Raw genomic sequence first — 16,330 nt, forward strand, 5'->3', positions numbered from 1 at the left:
TCTGATGTGCGGCGCGTGTGGCCGCACCGTCGTCGCGGATCCGGTCCTCGGATCGGTCCGGACGACGCGTGACCTGCTGCTCGTGGCACAGACGGTCAACGCGATCACGTCCGGCCTGCCGGGTCGACCGGTGGTGCGGGTGGCAGGAGACGGCTGGGTCCTGCCAGGTCGGACGGGGACGACCACGTCGTGTGACACCGTGGAGCAGGTCTGGTCGGCGTTGGTCTCGATCCATGCGTCGGGTGCGTCCCGTCTCGCCGAGGCGTTGACCAGTTCTCTGCCGGCGTCGTCCGCGCTCGCCGACCGTGTGCTGCGTGAGGGTATAGCGGTCGTCGAACCCTTCCGGTCGGGTGTCATGGCGACCTAGATTCCTGTCGCCTCGGCCTGCTCTTCTCGGCCCCGTCTGCCGCCTCCGGCCCGTATGCCACCTCCGGCCCGTCTGCCGCCTCCGGCCCCGTCTGCCACCTCCGGGTGGCGACGGGGTCGCCGTCGTTCGCGGGTGTGCCTGCCGCCGTCGGTCCGCGCTTAACAGCCCGCTCCTCGTGGCTTGCTCGTTACGGCAGGCCTCATCTGTCATCTCCGGACCCGTGTGCCTGATCCGCCTGCTGGCTGCGGGTGGCGCCAGGGTCGCCGTCATTCGCGGGTGCGCCTGCCGCTGTCGTGGTGGCGTCCGGACTCGGCAGCCTTCGCGCAGCATTGGCGAAGGACGGCTTGAACGGCGGGGGCGCACGCTGGCGTACAGCAGGATGGACGAGGATCATCGGTTGGGGGAAGCGGAGAGCATGGGGATACCGGATCGCGAGTGGAACCACGAGCGGAACGACAGGGCGGAGGGCGTACCCCGGTCGCCGTCGGGCCGCGTTCCCCTCTGGGCGTTCGACGACGAGCCCGGGCAGCCGTCCGCTCCTTCCCCGTGGCGGGCGATGCCGTCGGATGGGTCGAGGCGACGTGGTGCGTCCGCGTCGCGACGCCGCCGGGTCGGTCCACGCCGGCGTTTCTTCAGCCCGTGGCTGAGGCTGCGCTTCGCCACTGTTGCTGTCCTCGGGCTCGTTGTCTTCCTGTACGCGACGCCGTCGCTGTTCGACCGCTTCGTCTTGCCGGCCGTCCTGCCGTACGTGCCCGGCTCCGACGTACCGCCGCCCGGCGTCGAGGCCGGAGCGGTGCCACTCGGCACTCCCCCACCCGCTCCGGCGTCGACGTCGTACCGGCTCTTGGAGTCGCCGGTCGAGGATCAGGAGTGGATCGCCTACGACCCCTGCCGCCCCCTCCACTACGTCGTACGGCCCGACAATGCGCCCGCGGGCTCGGAGGGTCTGGTGCAGGAGGCCGTCGCCGAGGTGTCGGCGGCGACGGGGCTGCAGTTCGTCGACGACGGCACGACGACGGAGGCACCCAGCGAGGATCGCGACCTGTACCAACCGGAGCTGTACGGCAGGAGCTGGGTGCCGGTGCTCATCACGTGGACGAGTCCCGCGGAGATCCCCGAACTCGCGGGAGACGTCGCGGGGCTCGGGGGCAGCGATTATGCCCAGGCCCCGGGACAGCCCCTGGTGTACGAAGGCGGGCAGGTGCAGCTCGACGCGCCCGACGCCGTCGACACCCTGCGCTTTCCCGACGGCCGCGCCTACCTGAGGGCGATCATCATGCACGAGCTCGCGCACGTCGTCGGGCTGGACCACATCGACGACCCGGCCGAACTGATGAATCCCGAGAACTTCGGCGTGACCTCCTTCGGTCAGGGCGACCTCGCCGGGCTCGCGCTCCTCGGTACGGGACCCTGCGCGCCCGGGCTCTGACCGTGCAGTCCGGAGGAACATCCGGTTGTCAAGATCCGTGGGACGTGGTCGCCGGATCAAATTCCGCAGCGGCCCTTCACCGCGTAGATTTATCCAATGAGCAACGACGCCCGTTCGACAGTGATTCGTCCGTTTGACCCCGACGGCGGCGGCGACCAGCCTGCCGAAGCGCTCGAGGCGCTGATCGCCAAGATCGAGGGCGAGGTCGCCGAGCTCCAGTTCACGCGATTCACCAACGACGACGCCGTCGCCCTGGGGCAGTTGCTCGTCCAGCTGGGAGTGGGGCGTAACCTGCCGATCGCCGTCAGCATCTGCAAGCCGAACCACATCCTGTTCCGGGCTGCGCTCGAAGGCGCTACCCCCGACAACGACCACTGGCTCGATGCGAAGAGCCGCACGGCGCAGCGCTATGCGGTGCCGTCGCTGCTCGTCGGCCTGCGGGCACGGCGCAACGGCGGCAGCATCGACGACAACCCGATGTTCGACACCTCGACGCATGCTGCCCATGGCGGCTCCTTCCCGTTCTACATCAGGGGCGTCGGTCCCGTGGCGACCGTGACGGTCTCCGGGCTGCCGCAGCTCGAGGATCACAGGCTCGTCGTCGAGGCTTTGCGGACCTTCCACGCCGCGAACGGCCTGTAGTTCTTCCGAGTCTTTCGCCTTTCATCAAGAGGGGTTCCACAGCAGCGGGGTATGTGGACAAACGCTGCGACTATCGCTCCACATTCGCCCTCCGGCCTCCGGATTAGTACGTGCGTTCGATAAAATTGAGGCATGGCTACCGCCCCGATCGAGCGCTTTCCGCGATCTCCGAGTTCCTTGGACTCGGCGATCGCCCTGCTCGCGGAGTCTGCCCGAGAGGCCGAGGATCGGCACGGAATCCTGTCACGGCCGGATGCGATCCAGTTCGTCATGCAGGTCGAGCAGGCCTCGAGAATGGTCGATCATCTGCAGATAGTCGCTGCGGGTCTCGCGGCAGAAGTCCATGCGGGCGGCGACGGTGGACGGTCGACGGGCACTCCCCTGCTCGGTGCGGGTTCATCATCGGCTGTGGCCCCATCTACCCCATCGCCTCCCGCCACGGCGGCAGCATCCGGCGATCCGGCGGACAGCGGCTACAGGGACTGTGCCGATTTCCTGAGGGGAACGCTCGGGATCAGTCGGGCAGAAGCTCGACGGCGACTGAGCCTCGTCGAGGTCGTGCTTCCCAGTATCTCGCCGTCGGGAGCTGCGGTCCCGCCTCGGTGGGAAGTCCTGGGCGAGGCGGTCGGGGCAGGGGTCATCAGCGGGAGGGCTGCCACGGTGGTCGCGCAAGCCCTCGATCGGGTGCAGTCCTTTGCGACGCCGCAGCAGCGCGAGTCGATGGAGCATCACCTGACGAGACAGGCGATCGAGTCGGACGAGGACATCCTCCGGGTGCTGGCACGCCGGTGGGAGTCGGTGCTCGATCAGGACGGGCAGGAGCCCACGGAGAAGGTGCTGCGGGCGCGGCAGGGCGTCTTCCTCAAGGGTCGCCGCCACGGACTGCATCTCCTGGAGATCGGGGCGACCGACGAGCAGTTCGAGCACCTGGTGACGGTGATGAACTCTGCCGCCAACCCGAGGGGATCCTCAGGACGTGCAACTGATCCTGCCGGTGGTGCAGTCGGTAGTGCAGTCGGTAGTGCAGTCGGTAGTGCAGTCAGTGGTTCAGCCGGCGGTTCAGCCGGTAGTTCAGCCGGTAGTTCAGCCGGTAGTGCAGCCGGTAGTGCAGCCGGTAGTGCAGCCGGTGGTGCAGCCAGCGGTTCAGCCGGCGCATCGGCCTGCGCCAAGGAGAGGGATTCATCGGCTGTCGTTGCAGGCTTCCCGGGCGCCGTAGAGTCGCGCCTCGACCCCGATCCCGTGACAAGAGCCCAGAGCCTCCTCGACGGTCTCGTTTCCGCCTGCAAGATAGCCCTTGCCTCGGCTGATCTTCCGGCTACCGGCGGTCACCGTCCCCAAGTCATGGTGACCATCGACTACAAGGACCTGCTCGGGGAGACGCAACGTGCAGGCCACGCCGTCTTCACATCGCAGATCAGCGCCAGGAACATCAGGAGGGTGGCCTGCGATGCCGACCTCATCCCGCTGGTACTGGGCGGCAAAGGTCAGGTACTCGATATCGGACGGGCCCAACGACTCTTTCCGCCACATCTCCGGCGAGCGCTGGTGGCTCGCGACAAGGGCTGTGCCTTCCCGGACTGCTCCATCCCGGCCTCCTGGTGCGAAGCCCACCACATGAGGCCCTGGTCGCGAGGTGGCTCGACCAGCATCGACAACGGCGTGCTGCTCTGCTCACGACACCACCACGTCATCCATCAGGAGTCATGGACGGTCGAACCACGAGGAGGCATCCCCTGGTTCCGGGCGCCCGGGAGACCAGGGCGAGCGAGTGTGTCCCGCAGGAACACCTACTGGCAGGCGGGGAAGGTAATCGACGAAGAACTCGTACACTCCCGATCTCGGCCTGCTCCCGGTCCTGCTACTGGTCGTGGTCCTGATCGTGGCTCCGATCATGGTCCTGATCCTGGTTCTGCTCCCGGCCGTGATCCTGCTACTGGTCGTGGTCCCGATCCTGGTCCTGCTCCCGGCCCTGATCCTGGTCGTGATCCTGGTCGTGGTCCTGATCCTGGTTCTGATCCTGGTTCTGATCCTGATCCTGGTTCTGAACCTGCTACTGGTCGTGGTCGTGATCCTGCTACTGGTTTCGATCCCACACGCGTTGATCGCTGCGACGACTTCTGGACGACGTGATGGATGCCGTGAACGAGCACCACTCCTCGGTCGTCGGGTCAAGTGCTGTGATTCATCTCCCGGGCCGCGCCGCCGATCTGTCGGTGCGACCCCAGGACGGTGAACGCAGTGGGCGTCACGACCCTCGGCCCCCTGAGAGTGTCGCCTGACGAAGGCGGGTCACCATGAACCGGGGCACGAGGCGGCACGGGGACACGACAAGGGCGGCGCCTCCGAAGAAACGCCGCCCTTGACCTACGGGATCAGCCCGCCAGGGAGGCCTCGATGGCTTCCGCGATCGGGGTGTCACCGTTGTTGAACCGGATCGTCCTGTCCACAGTGCCGAGCTCACCGAGGACAACGGCGGCAACGTGCGCTACATCCTCGCGGGTCACGGTGGTCTGGTGGGGCTCATCAGAGATCTCGATGTTCCCGGTACCCGGCTCGGTGGTCAGCGAGCCGGGGCCGAGGATGGTCCAGGCCAGCTTCGAGTTGCGGAGGTGCTCGTCCGCTGCGGCCTTGGCCTCCGCATAGTGGAAGAAGCCGTTGTCCTCGGGGACGCCATGGTCCTTGCGGGAGCCGATGTAGGACACCATGACGTAGCGGCCCACCGAGGCCTCCTGCGCTGCGTCGATCGAACGGATCGCAGCATCCCGATCCACCGCATAGGTGGCCTCCACGCTGCTGCCACCCGCACCTGCAGACCAGACGACGGCGTCGTGCCCACTGAAGGCATCGGCCATCTGTGCGACCGACAGTTCGGACACATCGGCCACGACCGGAGTGGCGCCCGCCTGCTCGACGTCGGCGGAGTGGTCCTGGTTGCGGAAGATCGAGCTGACCTGATGGCCCTGACTGCTCAGGATCTTCGCGAGGTGCAGCGCTACTTTTCCGTGCCCACCGATGATGGCTACGCGTGACATGGGAACTCCTTGTGGTCGTCGTCTGGTCGAGTCGTGGTCGTCCGCCTTCACGTCGACGCTAACCCTCAGATGCGAGCACCCGCCACCGGTAGCACCATGTTCAGCCACTGGCGCAGGCGTATTCCCGGTCGTCGACACTTTTTGTCCGGGAGCGCTGGAACTCCGTTTCGGCAGGATTCGTCATGCCGAGACGGCATCGTCGGTTGCTGCAGATCTTCCCTGTGAAGCAGGATTCGGTCGTTCGCGCGCCAGGCTCTGCCTCCCGGCGGCCCCAGGGAGTCAGTGAGCCCTCCTTGCCAGGAGCTACGCGAGTGGCTACCGCAGGTAGGACGCCCCATTCGCGTCGACCACCGTACCGCTGACCCAGATCGGGGCTTCCGTCGCGAGCCAGGCGACCGCCTGAGCGATCTCCTCCGGCGTCGCGACCCGGTTGAAGGGACTCTGCGCCCGGACTGCATCGCCACCCGGACCGTCCAGGACGGTCCTGCCCATGTCCGTCTCCACGAAGCCGGGCGCCACCGCCGCCGCAAGGATGCCGTGAGGGGCGAGCGCGACGGCGAGCGACTGCGTCGTCGCATGCAGTGCCGCCTTGCTGGCACCGTACGCAGGAGTGACGGGCTCACCACGGTAGGCACCGCGTGAGCCGACGGAGATCAGCCGTCCGCCGTCCGGCCCCGAGGGCCGATCGAGGAGGTGGCGTGCCACCAGCCAGGCCAGGTTCGCGGGTCCCAGGAGGTTCACGTCGAGCGTCCGGCGCCACGCCTGCTGCCAGTCCTCGTAGGATGTGCTGTCGATGGGATGCGCTTCGAAGATGCCGGCATTGTTCACCAGGACGTCGATACCCCCGAGGTCCTGCACGACGCCATCGATGATGCTCCGGCATGCCACCGGATCCCCCACATCACCGACGACGACAGCGTGTCCGGAACCGGGAAGACCCTCCTCGACAGCTCTCGCCGCCGACACGTCACGACCGGCATGCACGGCGATGCGGTGTCCCCTGCCCGCGAGTTCGCGGGCGATGGCCGCGCCGATCCCACGGCTCGCTCCTGTCACCAGAATGCTCAATGTCATGGATCAGACGCTACATCCTGCACGCTGCCGACCGCCGAAGATGGGCATCCGTGGACACGGAAACGATCCCGAGGGAGGTCCTTGCTACGCTGCAAGCCATTCCCATTGCCCCGCCTCTCCCATGAAGGACCCGGATGGACTCGTTCAGCGCGCACCTCGACAGGGGGATCCTCAGACTGCAATGGAACCGTGGAGTCGAGATCACCCATGCGGACGCCGTTGCCGCAGCCCGCGCCCTGGCAGAATTCCATGGTCCCGCCGTCCTGCCTCTCCTGGTCCACATGCACGGCATCATCGGTATCACGCCGGAAGCACGCGTGGGGATGGCAGCGTATCGAGGCTTCTCCAGAGTGGCACTCGTGGGTGCCGATTCCGTGGACGAGGTGATGTCGGGCTTCTCGCACCGCTCCCCGACCACCACGCGCTACTTCACGTCGGAATCCGAGGCGCTCACGTGGCTCCGGGAGAGCGCCGTGGTCCACCAGGTTGCCCCGGCACAGCAGCGCGACTGAAGGCCCGTAGCACTGCAGCACCAGCACCCGACGGACCGGAGCTCGCCACACGATGGCGCGACCGACGAACTGCTATGTGGCCCGGACGGGCTGCGTTGACCGCCCTGCGCGACGGGTGCCACAGTGGCATCATGAGCACCGAGAACACCGGGAACGACGACGTCCAGGTCACCGACAACGAGGGCAAGAGCCGCTATGTCGCCACCCTCGACGGCGCATCCGCCGGCATCGCCGCCTATGAACGCTCGGGCGACACGATCGTCTTCACGCATACGGTGGTGGACGCGGAGATGGAGGGCCACGGTATCGGGAGCACCCTGATTCGTCACGCACTCGACGACGCCAGGGAACAGCACCTGACGGTCGTGCCTCGGTGCGAATTCGTCGCAGCCTTCATCGAGGACCACCCCGAGTACAAGGACCTGGTGGGCTAGGCAGCCCTGCGGGCCGTCACGCCTAGTGCGGCGTCGATCAGCACCTCGGCAGCGCTCCGCGCCTGCCGGGCAGCTTCGGCGGTTCCCGCGATCGCCGCCGTCGTCTGAGCACCCTCCGCAAGGATCGAGAGCTGCGGCGCGAGGTACGTCGGCGCACCCGCGTCATCCGCCAGCCGCGAGACGTACTCCTGGAAGGACGCCTTGTGCTCCCGCGCGTACTCGGCCACGTCGGGGCTCACCGCACCGAGTTCGGCGAAGCTGTTGATGAAGCCACATCCGCGGAAGGAATCGTCGCAGAACCACTGGGCGAGGTAGTCGAAGATCGCGAGGAGACGCTCGCGGGGTGCCGCGACCTGGCCCACCGTCGCCTCCAGCCCCTCCGCCCACGACTTGTGGCGCCGCTCGAGCACCGCCATCACGATGCTGCCCTTCGACGGGAACTCCTGGTACAGCTTCTTGAGGGAGACACCGGCCGCCGCGCGCAGCTCGTCCATGCCCACGGCCTGGATCCCCCGCGCGTTGTACAGCTCGTCGGCGGTCGCGACGATGCGCGTGCGCGCCTCGGAAATATTCATCGGTCCATTCTACTTGATCAGAGAACGATCGTTCTATACGATGTGAACACCGAGCGAGAACGAACGTTCTCCCCTCTCGAGACAAGGATCAGCACTATGGCTTTCATCAAGGTAGGCACCGAGAACAGCACGGACATCGAGCTCTACTACGAGGACCACGGCGCAGGCCAGCCCGTCGTCCTGATCCACGGCTATCCCCTCGACGGCGGCTCCTGGGAGAAGCAGACCGCCGCGCTCCTGAAGGCCGGATACCGAGTCATCACCTACGACCGTCGCGGCTTCGGCAAGTCCAGCAAGCCCACCACGGGCTACGACTACGACACCTTCGCGGGTGATCTGAACACCGTCCTCGAGACCCTCGACCTGAACGACGTCGTCCTCGTCGGCTTCTCGATGGGTACCGGGGAGGTGGGCCGCTACATCGGCACCTACGGCGAGGGTCGCGTGGCGAAGGCGGCCTTCCTCGGCTCGCTCGAGCCCTTCCTCCTGCAGACCGACGACAACCCGTCGGGCGTGCCGTCCACAGTGTTCGACGGCATCCGCAGCGCCGCGATCGAGGACCGCTACGCCTGGTTCAGCAACTTCTACAACGACTTCTTCAACACGGACAAGTTCCTCGGCAACCGGCTCAGCGAGGAAGCGCTGCGCAACGCCTGGAATGTCGCCGCCGGTTCGTCCTGGTACGCATCGTTCGCCGTCGTCGACTCGTGGCTGACCGACTTCCGCTCCGATGTCGAGAAGGTGACCGTGCCGGCACTGATCGTCCACGGCACGGAGGACCGCATCCTGCCGATCGACTCGACCGGTCGTGAGTTCACCAAGCGCCTGCCCTCCGCCGAGTACGTGGAGATCGAGGGTGCTCCGCACGGCCTGCTGTGGACCCACGGCGCCGAGGTCAACGAGATCCTGCTCCGCTTCCTCTCCAAGTAGCCGATCCGGGTAGATCAACGACTCCGGGTACTGCAGCAAGTGAAGGGCGCCGGGTTCCCGGCGCCCTTCGTCGTGCCGGGCGACGGGGTGTCCTACACCTGGATACCTCGGGTGAGGGCGCCGTCGATCAGGATGTTGGCACCGCTGGTGCGGCTCGAGCGGGGACTTGCGAGGAACACGACGGTGTCCGCGATCTCCTGCGGGGTGCCCATACGGCCGGTGGGATTCAGTGCCATCGCCGTGGCGAAGAGCTCCGGGTTCCCCTGCTCGATGCCCTCCCACACCCCGCCCGCATGGTAGGTGTTGCCCGGCGAGACGGTGTTCGCACGGATGCCCTGACCGGCGAGCTGGAACGCCAGCCCCGCCATGTAGCCGATGAGCGCCGTCTTCACGGTGCCGTACGGGCCCGACGCGAAGTCGACCTCCCGGCCCGAGACGCTCGAGATCGCGGTGATCGACGGGATCGAGCTGCGCTCGAGGTGCGGCAGGGCCGCCTTGACCAGACCCACGGTCCCCAGGAGATCGACGCGCAGACTCGCCTCCCAGTTCTCCTCGGTGTCCGCAATGGCGAGTGCGCTGACGTTGCTCACGACGGCGTCGATCCCGCCGAAGTCGGCGGCCACCACCTCGACCCAGGCGGTCACCGCGGGCCCGTCTCCGACGTCCAGCACGTACCCTTTGACGCGGCCGGGTGACCCGGTGAGATCGGCCTCGGTGGCGGCGACGTCGTCGGCGTGACGCGCACAGAACGCCACATCGGCGCCCTCCTGCACGAAGGATTCGACGATCGCACGACCGATACCCTTCGTGCCGCCGGTGACGAGTGCTGTTGCGCCGGTGAGGTGCAGGTCCATGGCTGTCCTTCGGTCGAGGGTGGAAACGCGGGGTCGGGCGTTGCGGGTCGGAGGCGGGTCCCGAACACCACAGGGCTCAGCGCAGCTCTGCTGCCTGCCGCCGGAGGTGCGCGTGGAGTCCTCCGTAGGCGTCGGTAGCCGGGAAGAGAGCCTTGGGCGCCTTCACCACCACGCTGTAGTTGGCGTCCACCGCATTCGCGATGGGCGCGAGGGCGGTCTGCGTGAGGAGCTGATAGGCATCGAGCTGATGCAATCCGAAGAGGTCGCCGAACCAGCGGATCATCTCCAGTTGGCCGATGCGCCACGAGTCCTCCATGGGGCGCGAGGAACCGACCGCCATCCAGTGGTAGTCCGTCTCCAGTCGCGGCCAGGCGGGAGCGCCGCCCTTGATGAGTTCCACGATGATCGTCGAGTGCATGGCACCCTCGACGGCTGTGCCGCATGCCTCGCCCTCACCCTGGCGGTAGTGGCCATCCCCGATGGAGAACAACGCACCCTCCACGTTCACGCCGAGGTACACGGTGGTACCCGCCTTGACGTCCGGGGCGTCCATGTTGCCTCCGAACCGTTCGGGGACGAGTGACGAGCGGACCTCGCCACCCGGCGGCGCGACGCCGACGGTGCCGAGCATGGGCTCGAGCGGCAGTGCGACCTCGAAGTCACCGCGCCGCGACTGGAACCCGACCGTCCGCCGCTCGGTGTCGACGTGGTAGATCCAGGTGATGTCCGGCAGGGGTTCCTGCAGCATCGCCGTACGGTCGGTGCCGGTGAGCCCACCGAAGAACGGGATGGTGGCCGATGCCCCGTAGGTGCGGGCCGGCGTGAGGTCGACGACGTGGAGCGCGAGGGTGTCGCCGGGCTCGGCACCCTCCACGTAGAACGGACCGGTCTGCGGATTGACGAAGTTGAGGTCCACCTTCTCGCCGGAGACGTCGTCGACCGAGGTGAGTGCGTTGTTGAAGGCATCCTCGGACCAGAGCTTGAGCGCCGTCCCGGGCTGGACGGTCAGCACGGGTGCACTGCCGCCGAAGGTGTACACGAGCTGGTCACGCCGCGGGTGGTACTCGATGATCTCCATGACCGGATGCTACGGGGCGGTCCCGGAGCGGACAAGGGTCCGGGACCGCCCCGACAGGCGCTCGAACAGCACCTCCGGGCACGACCGGCACTGCCGGCGCAGCAGGTGTCAGCTCGCGACGGAGAGCGAGGACAGGACGGCGTCGAGGCGCTCGTACCCCTCGTTGACGCCGACCTCCATGCCGCTGCTCATCATCGCGTCGCGGGTCTCGCCGGTGAGGAACACCGACCGCCCTGCACACCTCGTGCGGCCACCGCCCAGGTCCTCGAAGGTCATGCTCTCGAGGCTGACGTGGTGGGGCGCGCCGTCGAACTCGAACGTCTGGATGATCCGCTCGGGCGCGACGACGGTGTGGAAGACGCCGCGGAAGCCGTAGGCGCCGCCGTCGTCGTCGCGGTGGATGTAGGAGTAGGCCCCGCCGGTGACGGCCGAGAATTCAGCGATCTCCGTGGTGATGCGGTGCGGACCGAGCCACTGGCGGACGAGGTCGGGCTCGGTGAAGGCACGGAACACGAGCTCGCGGGGAGCATCGAACTCCCGGACGATGTCGACGAACTGCTGGCCGGGTTCCGCTGTGATGGTGGTGGGATTGCTCATGACAGATCCTTGCTGTGCTGGTCCTTCAGGGATGCGAGGACGCCGTCGAGCCGGCGGTACTGCCGCTCGGCTTCGAGGCGGTAGGAGTCGATCCAGCCGGTCAGTGCCTCGAGGGCAGCCGGATCGAGGTGGCAGGGACGGCGCTGCCCGTCCCGCGTACGCGTGATCAGACCGGCCTGCTCGAGCACCTGGATGTGTCGGGAGACGGCCTGCTTGGTGATGGCGAAGGGTTCCGCCAATTCGTTCACGGTGGCCGGGCCGCGCGACAACCGCGCGACGATGGCCCTGCGTGCCGGATCGGCGAGCGCCGAGAAGGCGGCATCGAGATCGTCGTCCCGCATGATCCACCTCCTCGTTGATCAACCAACTGGTTGATCATTCGAGTCTAGACCTGCTCTGCGGCAGGGGCAAGAGGTGCCGACGACGACGGCGGCACCGCTTCGGTACCGCCGTCGTCCTGCTGGTGGCCGGTCCCCGGCTAGTTCGCGTAGACGTCCACGAGCCGCAGGTCCGGCGTCCACAGTCCGAGGGAGTCCCCGGTGTTGTTCAGCACGGAGGCGGCCAGGCCGTTGAAGTAGGCGGAGGACGAGTTGGTGCCCGGTCCCGTGTGGACGCGCAGTTCGGCGCCCGGCTGCAGGACGTATCCCTCCCCTACCCGGAGGATGTTGTTCGCGGCATCGCGGAGGAAGTAGCCGCTGACGTCCACCGCGGAGCCCGAAGCGTTCCGCAGGGTGACGAACTCGCCGGCGCCCGGCCGGACGTCGTCGCCCGCAGGGTTGTTCACCGCCCCACTGATCTCGAGGGCCGCCCCCGGGAAGACCGGGAGTCCGCGGAGATAGCGGCTGTTCTGGATCGGGAAGTCGGTGGTGACGGCATCCACCCCGAGGTCCGCGACGGACCGCACGTCCTCCGGGGAGTTCACGGTGTAGACGCTCATGGCGAGCCCGGCCTCCTTGACACGCGCGACCTCCTCCGCGGTCAGGCCGCGGTAGTTCGCACCCACCGAGTCCACATAGGTGGCCCATTCGGCCAGCACCTCGGGACCAGGGAGCATCCAGGTGAGCTGCTGCAGCTGCACGTCCGGAGCCAGCGCGGCGAACCTGCGGTTGGATGCCTCGTCGAAGCCGATCACCTGCACCTTGCCGACCTCCACGAGCTTCCGCCAGGCGGGGTCGGTCCGCAGTTCGCTCGCCACGACCTCCTCGATGCCGGGCGAGTTCCAGGGCGACTTGACCTCGATGTACACGCCGGTGGTGCGGGTCGCCACCGCTGCGACGTCGTCGAGGTGCGGGATCCTCTCGCCGACGAAGCGCTCGTCGAAGTACGAGCCCGCGTCGAGCTGCTGCAGTTCCGCCCAGGTGAAGGACGTGACCGGGTCGGCGGCCCGGTCCGGGAAGACGTCCTCGACGTTGGTGGTGCGCGCGGGGGTGTCGTCGTGGAAGAGGAACGGGACGCCGTCGGCGCTGAGCTGCACGTCGATCTCGATGAAGTCGGCACCGGATGCCCGGCCGTCCCTGAAGGCCGCGACGGTGTTCTCGGGTGCCGTACCGCCGGCACCGCGGTGACCCACGAGGATCGGACCGGCCGTGGGGCGCTTCGCGGTGTCGCGGTCCTCGGCGGTGTGTGCCACGGTCGGGGCAGGAACAGCGAGGAGCGAGAGGCCGACGGCGGCTGCGGCTGCCGATCGGATCGAACGGGCGGCACGGGTCATGGGTGGATCCCTTCGGCTGGAGGATGCGAGCGCGTGGCGCCCGCATCGATCCAACCGTCTCCACCCGACCCGCTCGTCAACGGCGGGTGAACTGCCAGTGAAGGTACCGGGGTGCCGACGCGTCAGGCGCGGCCCCTGAGGATCAGGTTCCAGTAGATCTTCGGCAGGACGATCCGCTCGAGGAGGTACGTCAGTCTTCGTTCGCGTGCCAGGTCGTTCCAGCCCGGGACCGTCGGCATGGGTGAGTACTTGTCGTCGAACTCGGAGAACACCACGGTGTTCCGGCTGACCACGAAGGGACACGCCGAGTAGTGGTTGTACTCCGCGGTCGGCTTCCTCCCCTTCAGTACGGCCTTGAGGTTCTTCGCGAGGACCTTCGTCTGCATCCGCAGCGCCGCACCCGACTTCGAGTTGAGGGTCGACGCAGCGTCACCGAGCGACCAGATGGCCGGGAACCGCGTGTGCCGCAGGAGGACGGGGTCCACCTCGACGAACCCTCCCCGGCCGCCGGCCGCCGGCAGGTCCGTGGTCTTCAGCCACTCGGGTGCCGATTGCGGAGGAACCGCGTGCAGGACGTCGTAGGCGAGGGTCTCCGATGCGCCGGTGTCGCTGTTCCTGAGGAGCACGGTGCGGGCCTCGGGGTCGACCGAGGCGAGCTCCGTGCTGTACCGGACCTCGATCCCGTACTCCTCGATCTTCCGGCCCAGTTCCTCGTCGATGATGTCCATGCCGAAGATGGTGGGCGTGGACACGGCGAGGACCACGCGGATGTCGTCGAGCACGCCCTGGCGCCGCCAGTGGTCGCAGGCGAGGTACATGGGTTTCTGGGCCGCGCCGTCGCAGGACGCCGGTCCGGGGGGCTGCGTGAAGACCACGGTGCCGTGTGTCAGGTCCTTGAAGAGCTTCCAGGCCTTCGGCGCGAGCTCGAACTCGTAGTTGGATGCGCCGTGCGGCCCTTCCATCGCGTCCTTCAGGCCCGGGATGGACGTCCAGTCGTTCTGGATGCCGGGGCAGACCACGAGCTGGTCGTAGGTGACGGCGGAGCCGGACTCGAGCAGCACCGTCCTGGAGTCCGTGCTGACGTCCGTGGCCTTGTCCTGGATCCAGGTGACTCCCTTGGGCATCACCGCGGACTGCAGCCGCACGGCCTCGAGGGCGTCGGCTGTTCCTCCGGCGATGTGGGAGAACAGGGGCTGGTACAGGTGGCGCGTGCGCGGCTCGATGACCGCGACATCCTTGATCCGGTACCGGCGGAGGCGTCCCGCGAGGGAGACTCCGGCGTTGCCGCCACCGATGATGAGTACCTGGTGATGACGCTTCTCGCCCGGAGCGGGGATGACGGGCACCGTGCGGGCCGCCGGTCTGGTGCTCGTGCTGGAACCGATGACAGCCACCTCTTCCGTGTCGCCCTGCGCAGCCTGTCCTTCGACAGTACCGCTCAGCACCGAGCCAGGACAGGGAGCTACGAACCGGCGGAGTCGACCCCGCCGATCGACTCGGACTGGTAGAGAGCGACCGTGATGGAGGCTACGGAAGCGGGAGGCGCCATTGCAGCGGTGGCAGCAGGCGTTCCGTGGGCGAGGGCGACGAGCAGTAGGTAGAACGCGACGAACCAGAGCCCGACGGCGACACCCCGCGTCGGTTCGCCGCCGCGTCGGACACTTCTGCGGATGGATCCGCGGGCGGCTGCCGGCGTGCGTGCCCGCGCATCCGGGGTCGGCCCACGTTCGAAGAACTCGAGTTCGATGCGTTCCCGGGTCAGTTCGACACGTAGCTGCTCGGCGCGGTCGGCCGCCTGCATCGCCTGTTCCTGCCGCAGCTCTCGCGCGCGGCCTGCGGTCGTCGTCATCGTTGATCCCCCACGCCTCGATCGTAGGATGCCGGGCCGGCGGATGACCCTCAGGTTTGCGGAAGGATCAGCGCAGACGCCGGGCAGCGAGGGCCCGGGAGCACAGGCAGGATCGGCACCGCAGGACCGGCTGAGAGCCGGGCCGCGTTCGCTATGTCCTCGCGAGCCTCGGCAGCGCGGGCAGGACCGGCGACGCCAGGACTTGCTCAGGACCGGCGCCATCGCCGGCAGCGCCCGCGTCGCGCTACCGGCTATGCGACCGTCAGACCCGCGCGCACCGCGTGCGCTACCGGCGACGCGACCGTCAGACCCGCGCGCACCGCGTGCGCTACCGGCGACGCGACCGTCAGACCCGCGCGTACCGCGTGACGAAGGCCCGGAGGATGAGCTCGGGCTGGTCGACGACCGTGGCGCGTGCCCGCTCGATGTACTCGTCGGCCTCCTCGGGCGGGAAGTACCCGGCATGGCGGTAGGTGCTGATGCGGCCCACGAGTGCCTCGACGTCGAGCTCCGGATGGAACTGCGTGGCGTACACGTTCTGTCCCACCCTGAACATCTGCACGGGACACGTGGCCGACGACGCCAGCAGCACCGCCGACCCCGGCAGCGTGGCACACGCCTCCTTGTGTCCCACGTAGGCAGCGAACGACGACGGCAGGCCGGCGAGCAACGGGTCCTCGATACCGTCCCCGGTCAGCGTGACCTCAGTGGCCCCGACCGGCTCGCCATACGTGCCGTCGATGACCGCACCCTGGTGCCGACCGAGGGTCCCGACGCCGTAGCACGCACCGAGGAACGGGTAGTCCTCCGCGACCACACGGTCCAGCAGCAGACCGAGTTCGCGCTCCACGCGCACCTGCACATCGCTCTTCGACTCCTCCGGGTCGGACGAGTTGAAGGGGCTCCCGCCGAGGAAGATGCCGGAATAGTCGGCCAGGTCCAGCTCGGGCAGGGGCTCGGCCTCCACCCGGATACGCCGCAGTTCGCCGTCGGCGAGGCCGCCGTAGCGCAGGAAGCTGCGGTATTCGGCGTCGGCCGCGTAGTTCTCGGCACGGGTACCCAGCAGGAGGAACGGTTTCACCCTCCGATGCTACTGGGCACAACGTCCACGACACCGCCGTCGGGCCATGGGGCTGCCCACCCGCACGACACGGAAGCCGTCGGGCCGTGGCTGCCCACCCCGCGCGACACGGAAGCCGGAACACCCGGGGCTGCCCACCCCGCGCGACACGGAAGCCGGAACACC

Annotated in this window: 18 protein-coding genes and 1 pseudogene; 8 read left to right on the forward strand and 11 right to left on the reverse strand. The window is 67.9% G+C overall.

Annotated features, from left to right (window positions below; all coding sequences use genetic code 11):
• The first annotated feature begins 4 nt into the window (after positions 1-4).
• The 5 genes and pseudogenes from CXQ97_RS11005 to CXQ97_RS20345 all read left to right on the forward strand — a co-directional run bounded on the left by CXQ97_RS11005 (position 5) and on the right by CXQ97_RS20345 (position 4,671).
• On the forward strand, positions 5-367 hold the full coding sequence (locus CXQ97_RS11005; protein WP_104180918.1) for a hypothetical protein: 363 nt from the start codon (positions 5-7) through the stop codon (positions 365-367).
• Between the two features lie 415 nt (positions 368-782).
• Entirely contained in the window at positions 783-1,796 is a 1,014-nt protein-coding gene (locus CXQ97_RS11010) for a matrixin family metalloprotease (RefSeq protein WP_104180919.1), read from the forward strand.
• A gap of 96 nt (positions 1,797-1,892) precedes the next feature.
• Positions 1,893-2,438: a heme-degrading domain-containing protein gene (locus tag CXQ97_RS11015; protein WP_104180920.1), complete on the forward strand. Its 546-nt coding sequence runs from the start codon at positions 1,893-1,895 to the stop codon at positions 2,436-2,438.
• Between the two features lie 408 nt (positions 2,439-2,846).
• Positions 2,847-4,139 (forward strand): annotated as a pseudogene (locus tag CXQ97_RS20340) (DUF222 domain-containing protein); the annotation flags it as partial.
• 190 nt (positions 4,140-4,329) lie between these two features.
• Positions 4,330-4,671 carry a hypothetical protein gene (locus CXQ97_RS20345; protein ID WP_258062518.1) on the forward strand — a complete coding sequence of 114 codons (342 nt, stop codon included), beginning with the start codon at positions 4,330-4,332 and terminating at the stop codon, positions 4,669-4,671.
• 139 nt (positions 4,672-4,810) lie between these two features.
• Here the strand turns inward: CXQ97_RS20345 and CXQ97_RS11030 are convergent, their stop codons facing one another.
• Positions 4,811-5,470 (reverse strand): SDR family oxidoreductase, encoded by a 660-nt coding sequence (locus CXQ97_RS11030; RefSeq protein WP_104180921.1) that lies wholly within the window; start codon positions 5,468-5,470, stop codon positions 4,811-4,813.
• A gap of 315 nt (positions 5,471-5,785) precedes the next feature.
• Positions 5,786-6,544, reverse strand: coding sequence for an SDR family NAD(P)-dependent oxidoreductase (locus CXQ97_RS11035; protein ID WP_104180922.1), 759 nt, complete (start codon positions 6,542-6,544; stop codon positions 5,786-5,788).
• Positions 6,545-6,678: 134 nt separating this feature from the next.
• Between CXQ97_RS11035 and CXQ97_RS11040 the strand changes: the two genes are divergently transcribed.
• Together CXQ97_RS11040 and CXQ97_RS11045 are read left to right on the forward strand one after the other, a co-directional pair.
• Positions 6,679-7,056, forward strand: a complete 378-nt coding sequence (locus CXQ97_RS11040; protein WP_104180923.1) for an STAS/SEC14 domain-containing protein — start codon at positions 6,679-6,681, stop codon at positions 7,054-7,056.
• Positions 7,057-7,187: 131 nt separating this feature from the next.
• Positions 7,188-7,490, forward strand: coding sequence for a GNAT family N-acetyltransferase (locus CXQ97_RS11045; RefSeq protein WP_104181047.1), 303 nt, complete (start codon positions 7,188-7,190; stop codon positions 7,488-7,490).
• On the opposite strand, the gene CXQ97_RS11050 is transcribed toward CXQ97_RS11045, so the two are convergent.
• The gene (locus tag CXQ97_RS11050; RefSeq protein WP_104180924.1) at positions 7,487-8,065 is read right to left on the reverse strand and encodes a TetR/AcrR family transcriptional regulator; all 579 of its coding nucleotides are present in this window, start codon (positions 8,063-8,065) and stop codon (positions 7,487-7,489) included. The genes CXQ97_RS11045 and CXQ97_RS11050 overlap by 4 nt on opposite strands.
• A 96-nt stretch (positions 8,066-8,161) precedes the next feature.
• Here CXQ97_RS11050 and CXQ97_RS11055 point away from each other — a divergent pair, with 96 nt between their 5' ends.
• Positions 8,162-8,995: an alpha/beta fold hydrolase gene (locus CXQ97_RS11055; protein ID WP_104180925.1), complete on the forward strand. Its 834-nt coding sequence runs from the start codon at positions 8,162-8,164 to the stop codon at positions 8,993-8,995.
• Between the two features lie 92 nt (positions 8,996-9,087).
• On the opposite strand, the gene CXQ97_RS11060 is transcribed toward CXQ97_RS11055, so the two are convergent.
• The 8 genes from CXQ97_RS11060 to CXQ97_RS11095 all read right to left on the reverse strand — a co-directional run bounded on the left by CXQ97_RS11060 (position 9,088) and on the right by CXQ97_RS11095 (position 16,165).
• Complete coding sequence (locus CXQ97_RS11060; protein WP_104180926.1) at positions 9,088-9,849, reverse strand: SDR family NAD(P)-dependent oxidoreductase; 762 nt, start codon at positions 9,847-9,849, stop codon at positions 9,088-9,090.
• Between the two features lie 76 nt (positions 9,850-9,925).
• Positions 9,926-10,927 (reverse strand): acetamidase/formamidase family protein, encoded by a 1,002-nt coding sequence (locus CXQ97_RS11065; protein ID WP_104180927.1) that lies wholly within the window; start codon positions 10,925-10,927, stop codon positions 9,926-9,928.
• Between the two features lie 108 nt (positions 10,928-11,035).
• Positions 11,036-11,524, reverse strand: coding sequence for an SRPBCC family protein (locus CXQ97_RS11070; protein WP_104180928.1), 489 nt, complete (start codon positions 11,522-11,524; stop codon positions 11,036-11,038).
• Positions 11,521-11,865: a helix-turn-helix transcriptional regulator gene (locus tag CXQ97_RS11075; RefSeq protein ID WP_104180929.1), complete on the reverse strand. Its 345-nt coding sequence runs from the start codon at positions 11,863-11,865 to the stop codon at positions 11,521-11,523. The genes CXQ97_RS11070 and CXQ97_RS11075 overlap by 4 nt, the downstream gene beginning before the upstream one ends.
• A 137-nt stretch (positions 11,866-12,002) precedes the next feature.
• The gene (locus tag CXQ97_RS11080) at positions 12,003-13,235 is read right to left on the reverse strand and encodes a glycerophosphodiester phosphodiesterase family protein (RefSeq protein ID WP_104180930.1); all 1,233 of its coding nucleotides are present in this window, start codon (positions 13,233-13,235) and stop codon (positions 12,003-12,005) included.
• A 122-nt stretch (positions 13,236-13,357) separates the two neighbouring features.
• Positions 13,358-14,572 (reverse strand): NAD(P)/FAD-dependent oxidoreductase, encoded by a 1,215-nt coding sequence (locus CXQ97_RS11085; RefSeq protein ID WP_104181048.1) that lies wholly within the window; start codon positions 14,570-14,572, stop codon positions 13,358-13,360.
• Between the two features lie 125 nt (positions 14,573-14,697).
• On the reverse strand, positions 14,698-15,084 hold the full coding sequence (locus CXQ97_RS11090) for a hypothetical protein (RefSeq protein ID WP_146069632.1): 387 nt from the start codon (positions 15,082-15,084) through the stop codon (positions 14,698-14,700).
• A 346-nt stretch (positions 15,085-15,430) separates the two neighbouring features.
• Complete coding sequence (locus CXQ97_RS11095; RefSeq protein ID WP_104180932.1) at positions 15,431-16,165, reverse strand: glutamine amidotransferase; 735 nt, start codon at positions 16,163-16,165, stop codon at positions 15,431-15,433.
• Between the last annotated feature and the right edge of the window lie 165 nt (positions 16,166-16,330).

It is taken from the genome of Arthrobacter sp. B0490, assembly GCF_002929355.1.
Taxonomy (GTDB): domain Bacteria; phylum Actinomycetota; class Actinomycetes; order Actinomycetales; family Micrococcaceae; genus Arthrobacter_D.

Excerpts from the sequence above, each read along its gene's own strand:
- CXQ97_RS11005 (WP_104180918.1), top strand. The coding sequence starts at position 5 with ATGTGCGGCGCGTGTGGCCGCACCGTCGTCGCGGATCCGGTCCTCGGA.
- CXQ97_RS11010 (WP_104180919.1), top strand. The coding sequence starts at position 783 with ATGGGGATACCGGATCGCGAGTGGAACCACGAGCGGAACGACAGGGCG.
- CXQ97_RS11015 (WP_104180920.1), top strand. The coding sequence starts at position 1,893 with ATGAGCAACGACGCCCGTTCGACAGTGATTCGTCCGTTTGACCCCGAC.
- CXQ97_RS20345 (WP_258062518.1), top strand. The coding sequence starts at position 4,330 with ATGGTCCTGATCCTGGTTCTGCTCCCGGCCGTGATCCTGCTACTGGTC.
- CXQ97_RS11030 (WP_104180921.1), bottom strand. The coding sequence starts at position 5,470 with ATGTCACGCGTAGCCATCATCGGTGGGCACGGAAAAGTAGCGCTGCAC.
- CXQ97_RS11035 (WP_104180922.1), bottom strand. The coding sequence starts at position 6,544 with ATGACATTGAGCATTCTGGTGACAGGAGCGAGCCGTGGGATCGGCGCG.
- CXQ97_RS11040 (WP_104180923.1), top strand. The coding sequence starts at position 6,679 with ATGGACTCGTTCAGCGCGCACCTCGACAGGGGGATCCTCAGACTGCAA.
- CXQ97_RS11045 (WP_104181047.1), top strand. The coding sequence starts at position 7,188 with ATGAGCACCGAGAACACCGGGAACGACGACGTCCAGGTCACCGACAAC.
- CXQ97_RS11050 (WP_104180924.1), bottom strand. The coding sequence starts at position 8,065 with ATGAATATTTCCGAGGCGCGCACGCGCATCGTCGCGACCGCCGACGAG.
- CXQ97_RS11055 (WP_104180925.1), top strand. The coding sequence starts at position 8,162 with ATGGCTTTCATCAAGGTAGGCACCGAGAACAGCACGGACATCGAGCTC.
- CXQ97_RS11060 (WP_104180926.1), bottom strand. The coding sequence starts at position 9,849 with ATGGACCTGCACCTCACCGGCGCAACAGCACTCGTCACCGGCGGCACG.
- CXQ97_RS11065 (WP_104180927.1), bottom strand. The coding sequence starts at position 10,927 with ATGGAGATCATCGAGTACCACCCGCGGCGTGACCAGCTCGTGTACACC.
- CXQ97_RS11070 (WP_104180928.1), bottom strand. The coding sequence starts at position 11,524 with ATGAGCAATCCCACCACCATCACAGCGGAACCCGGCCAGCAGTTCGTC.
- CXQ97_RS11075 (WP_104180929.1), bottom strand. The coding sequence starts at position 11,865 with ATGCGGGACGACGATCTCGATGCCGCCTTCTCGGCGCTCGCCGATCCG.
- CXQ97_RS11080 (WP_104180930.1), bottom strand. The coding sequence starts at position 13,235 with ATGACCCGTGCCGCCCGTTCGATCCGATCGGCAGCCGCAGCCGCCGTC.
- CXQ97_RS11090 (WP_146069632.1), bottom strand. The coding sequence starts at position 15,084 with ATGACGACGACCGCAGGCCGCGCGCGAGAGCTGCGGCAGGAACAGGCG.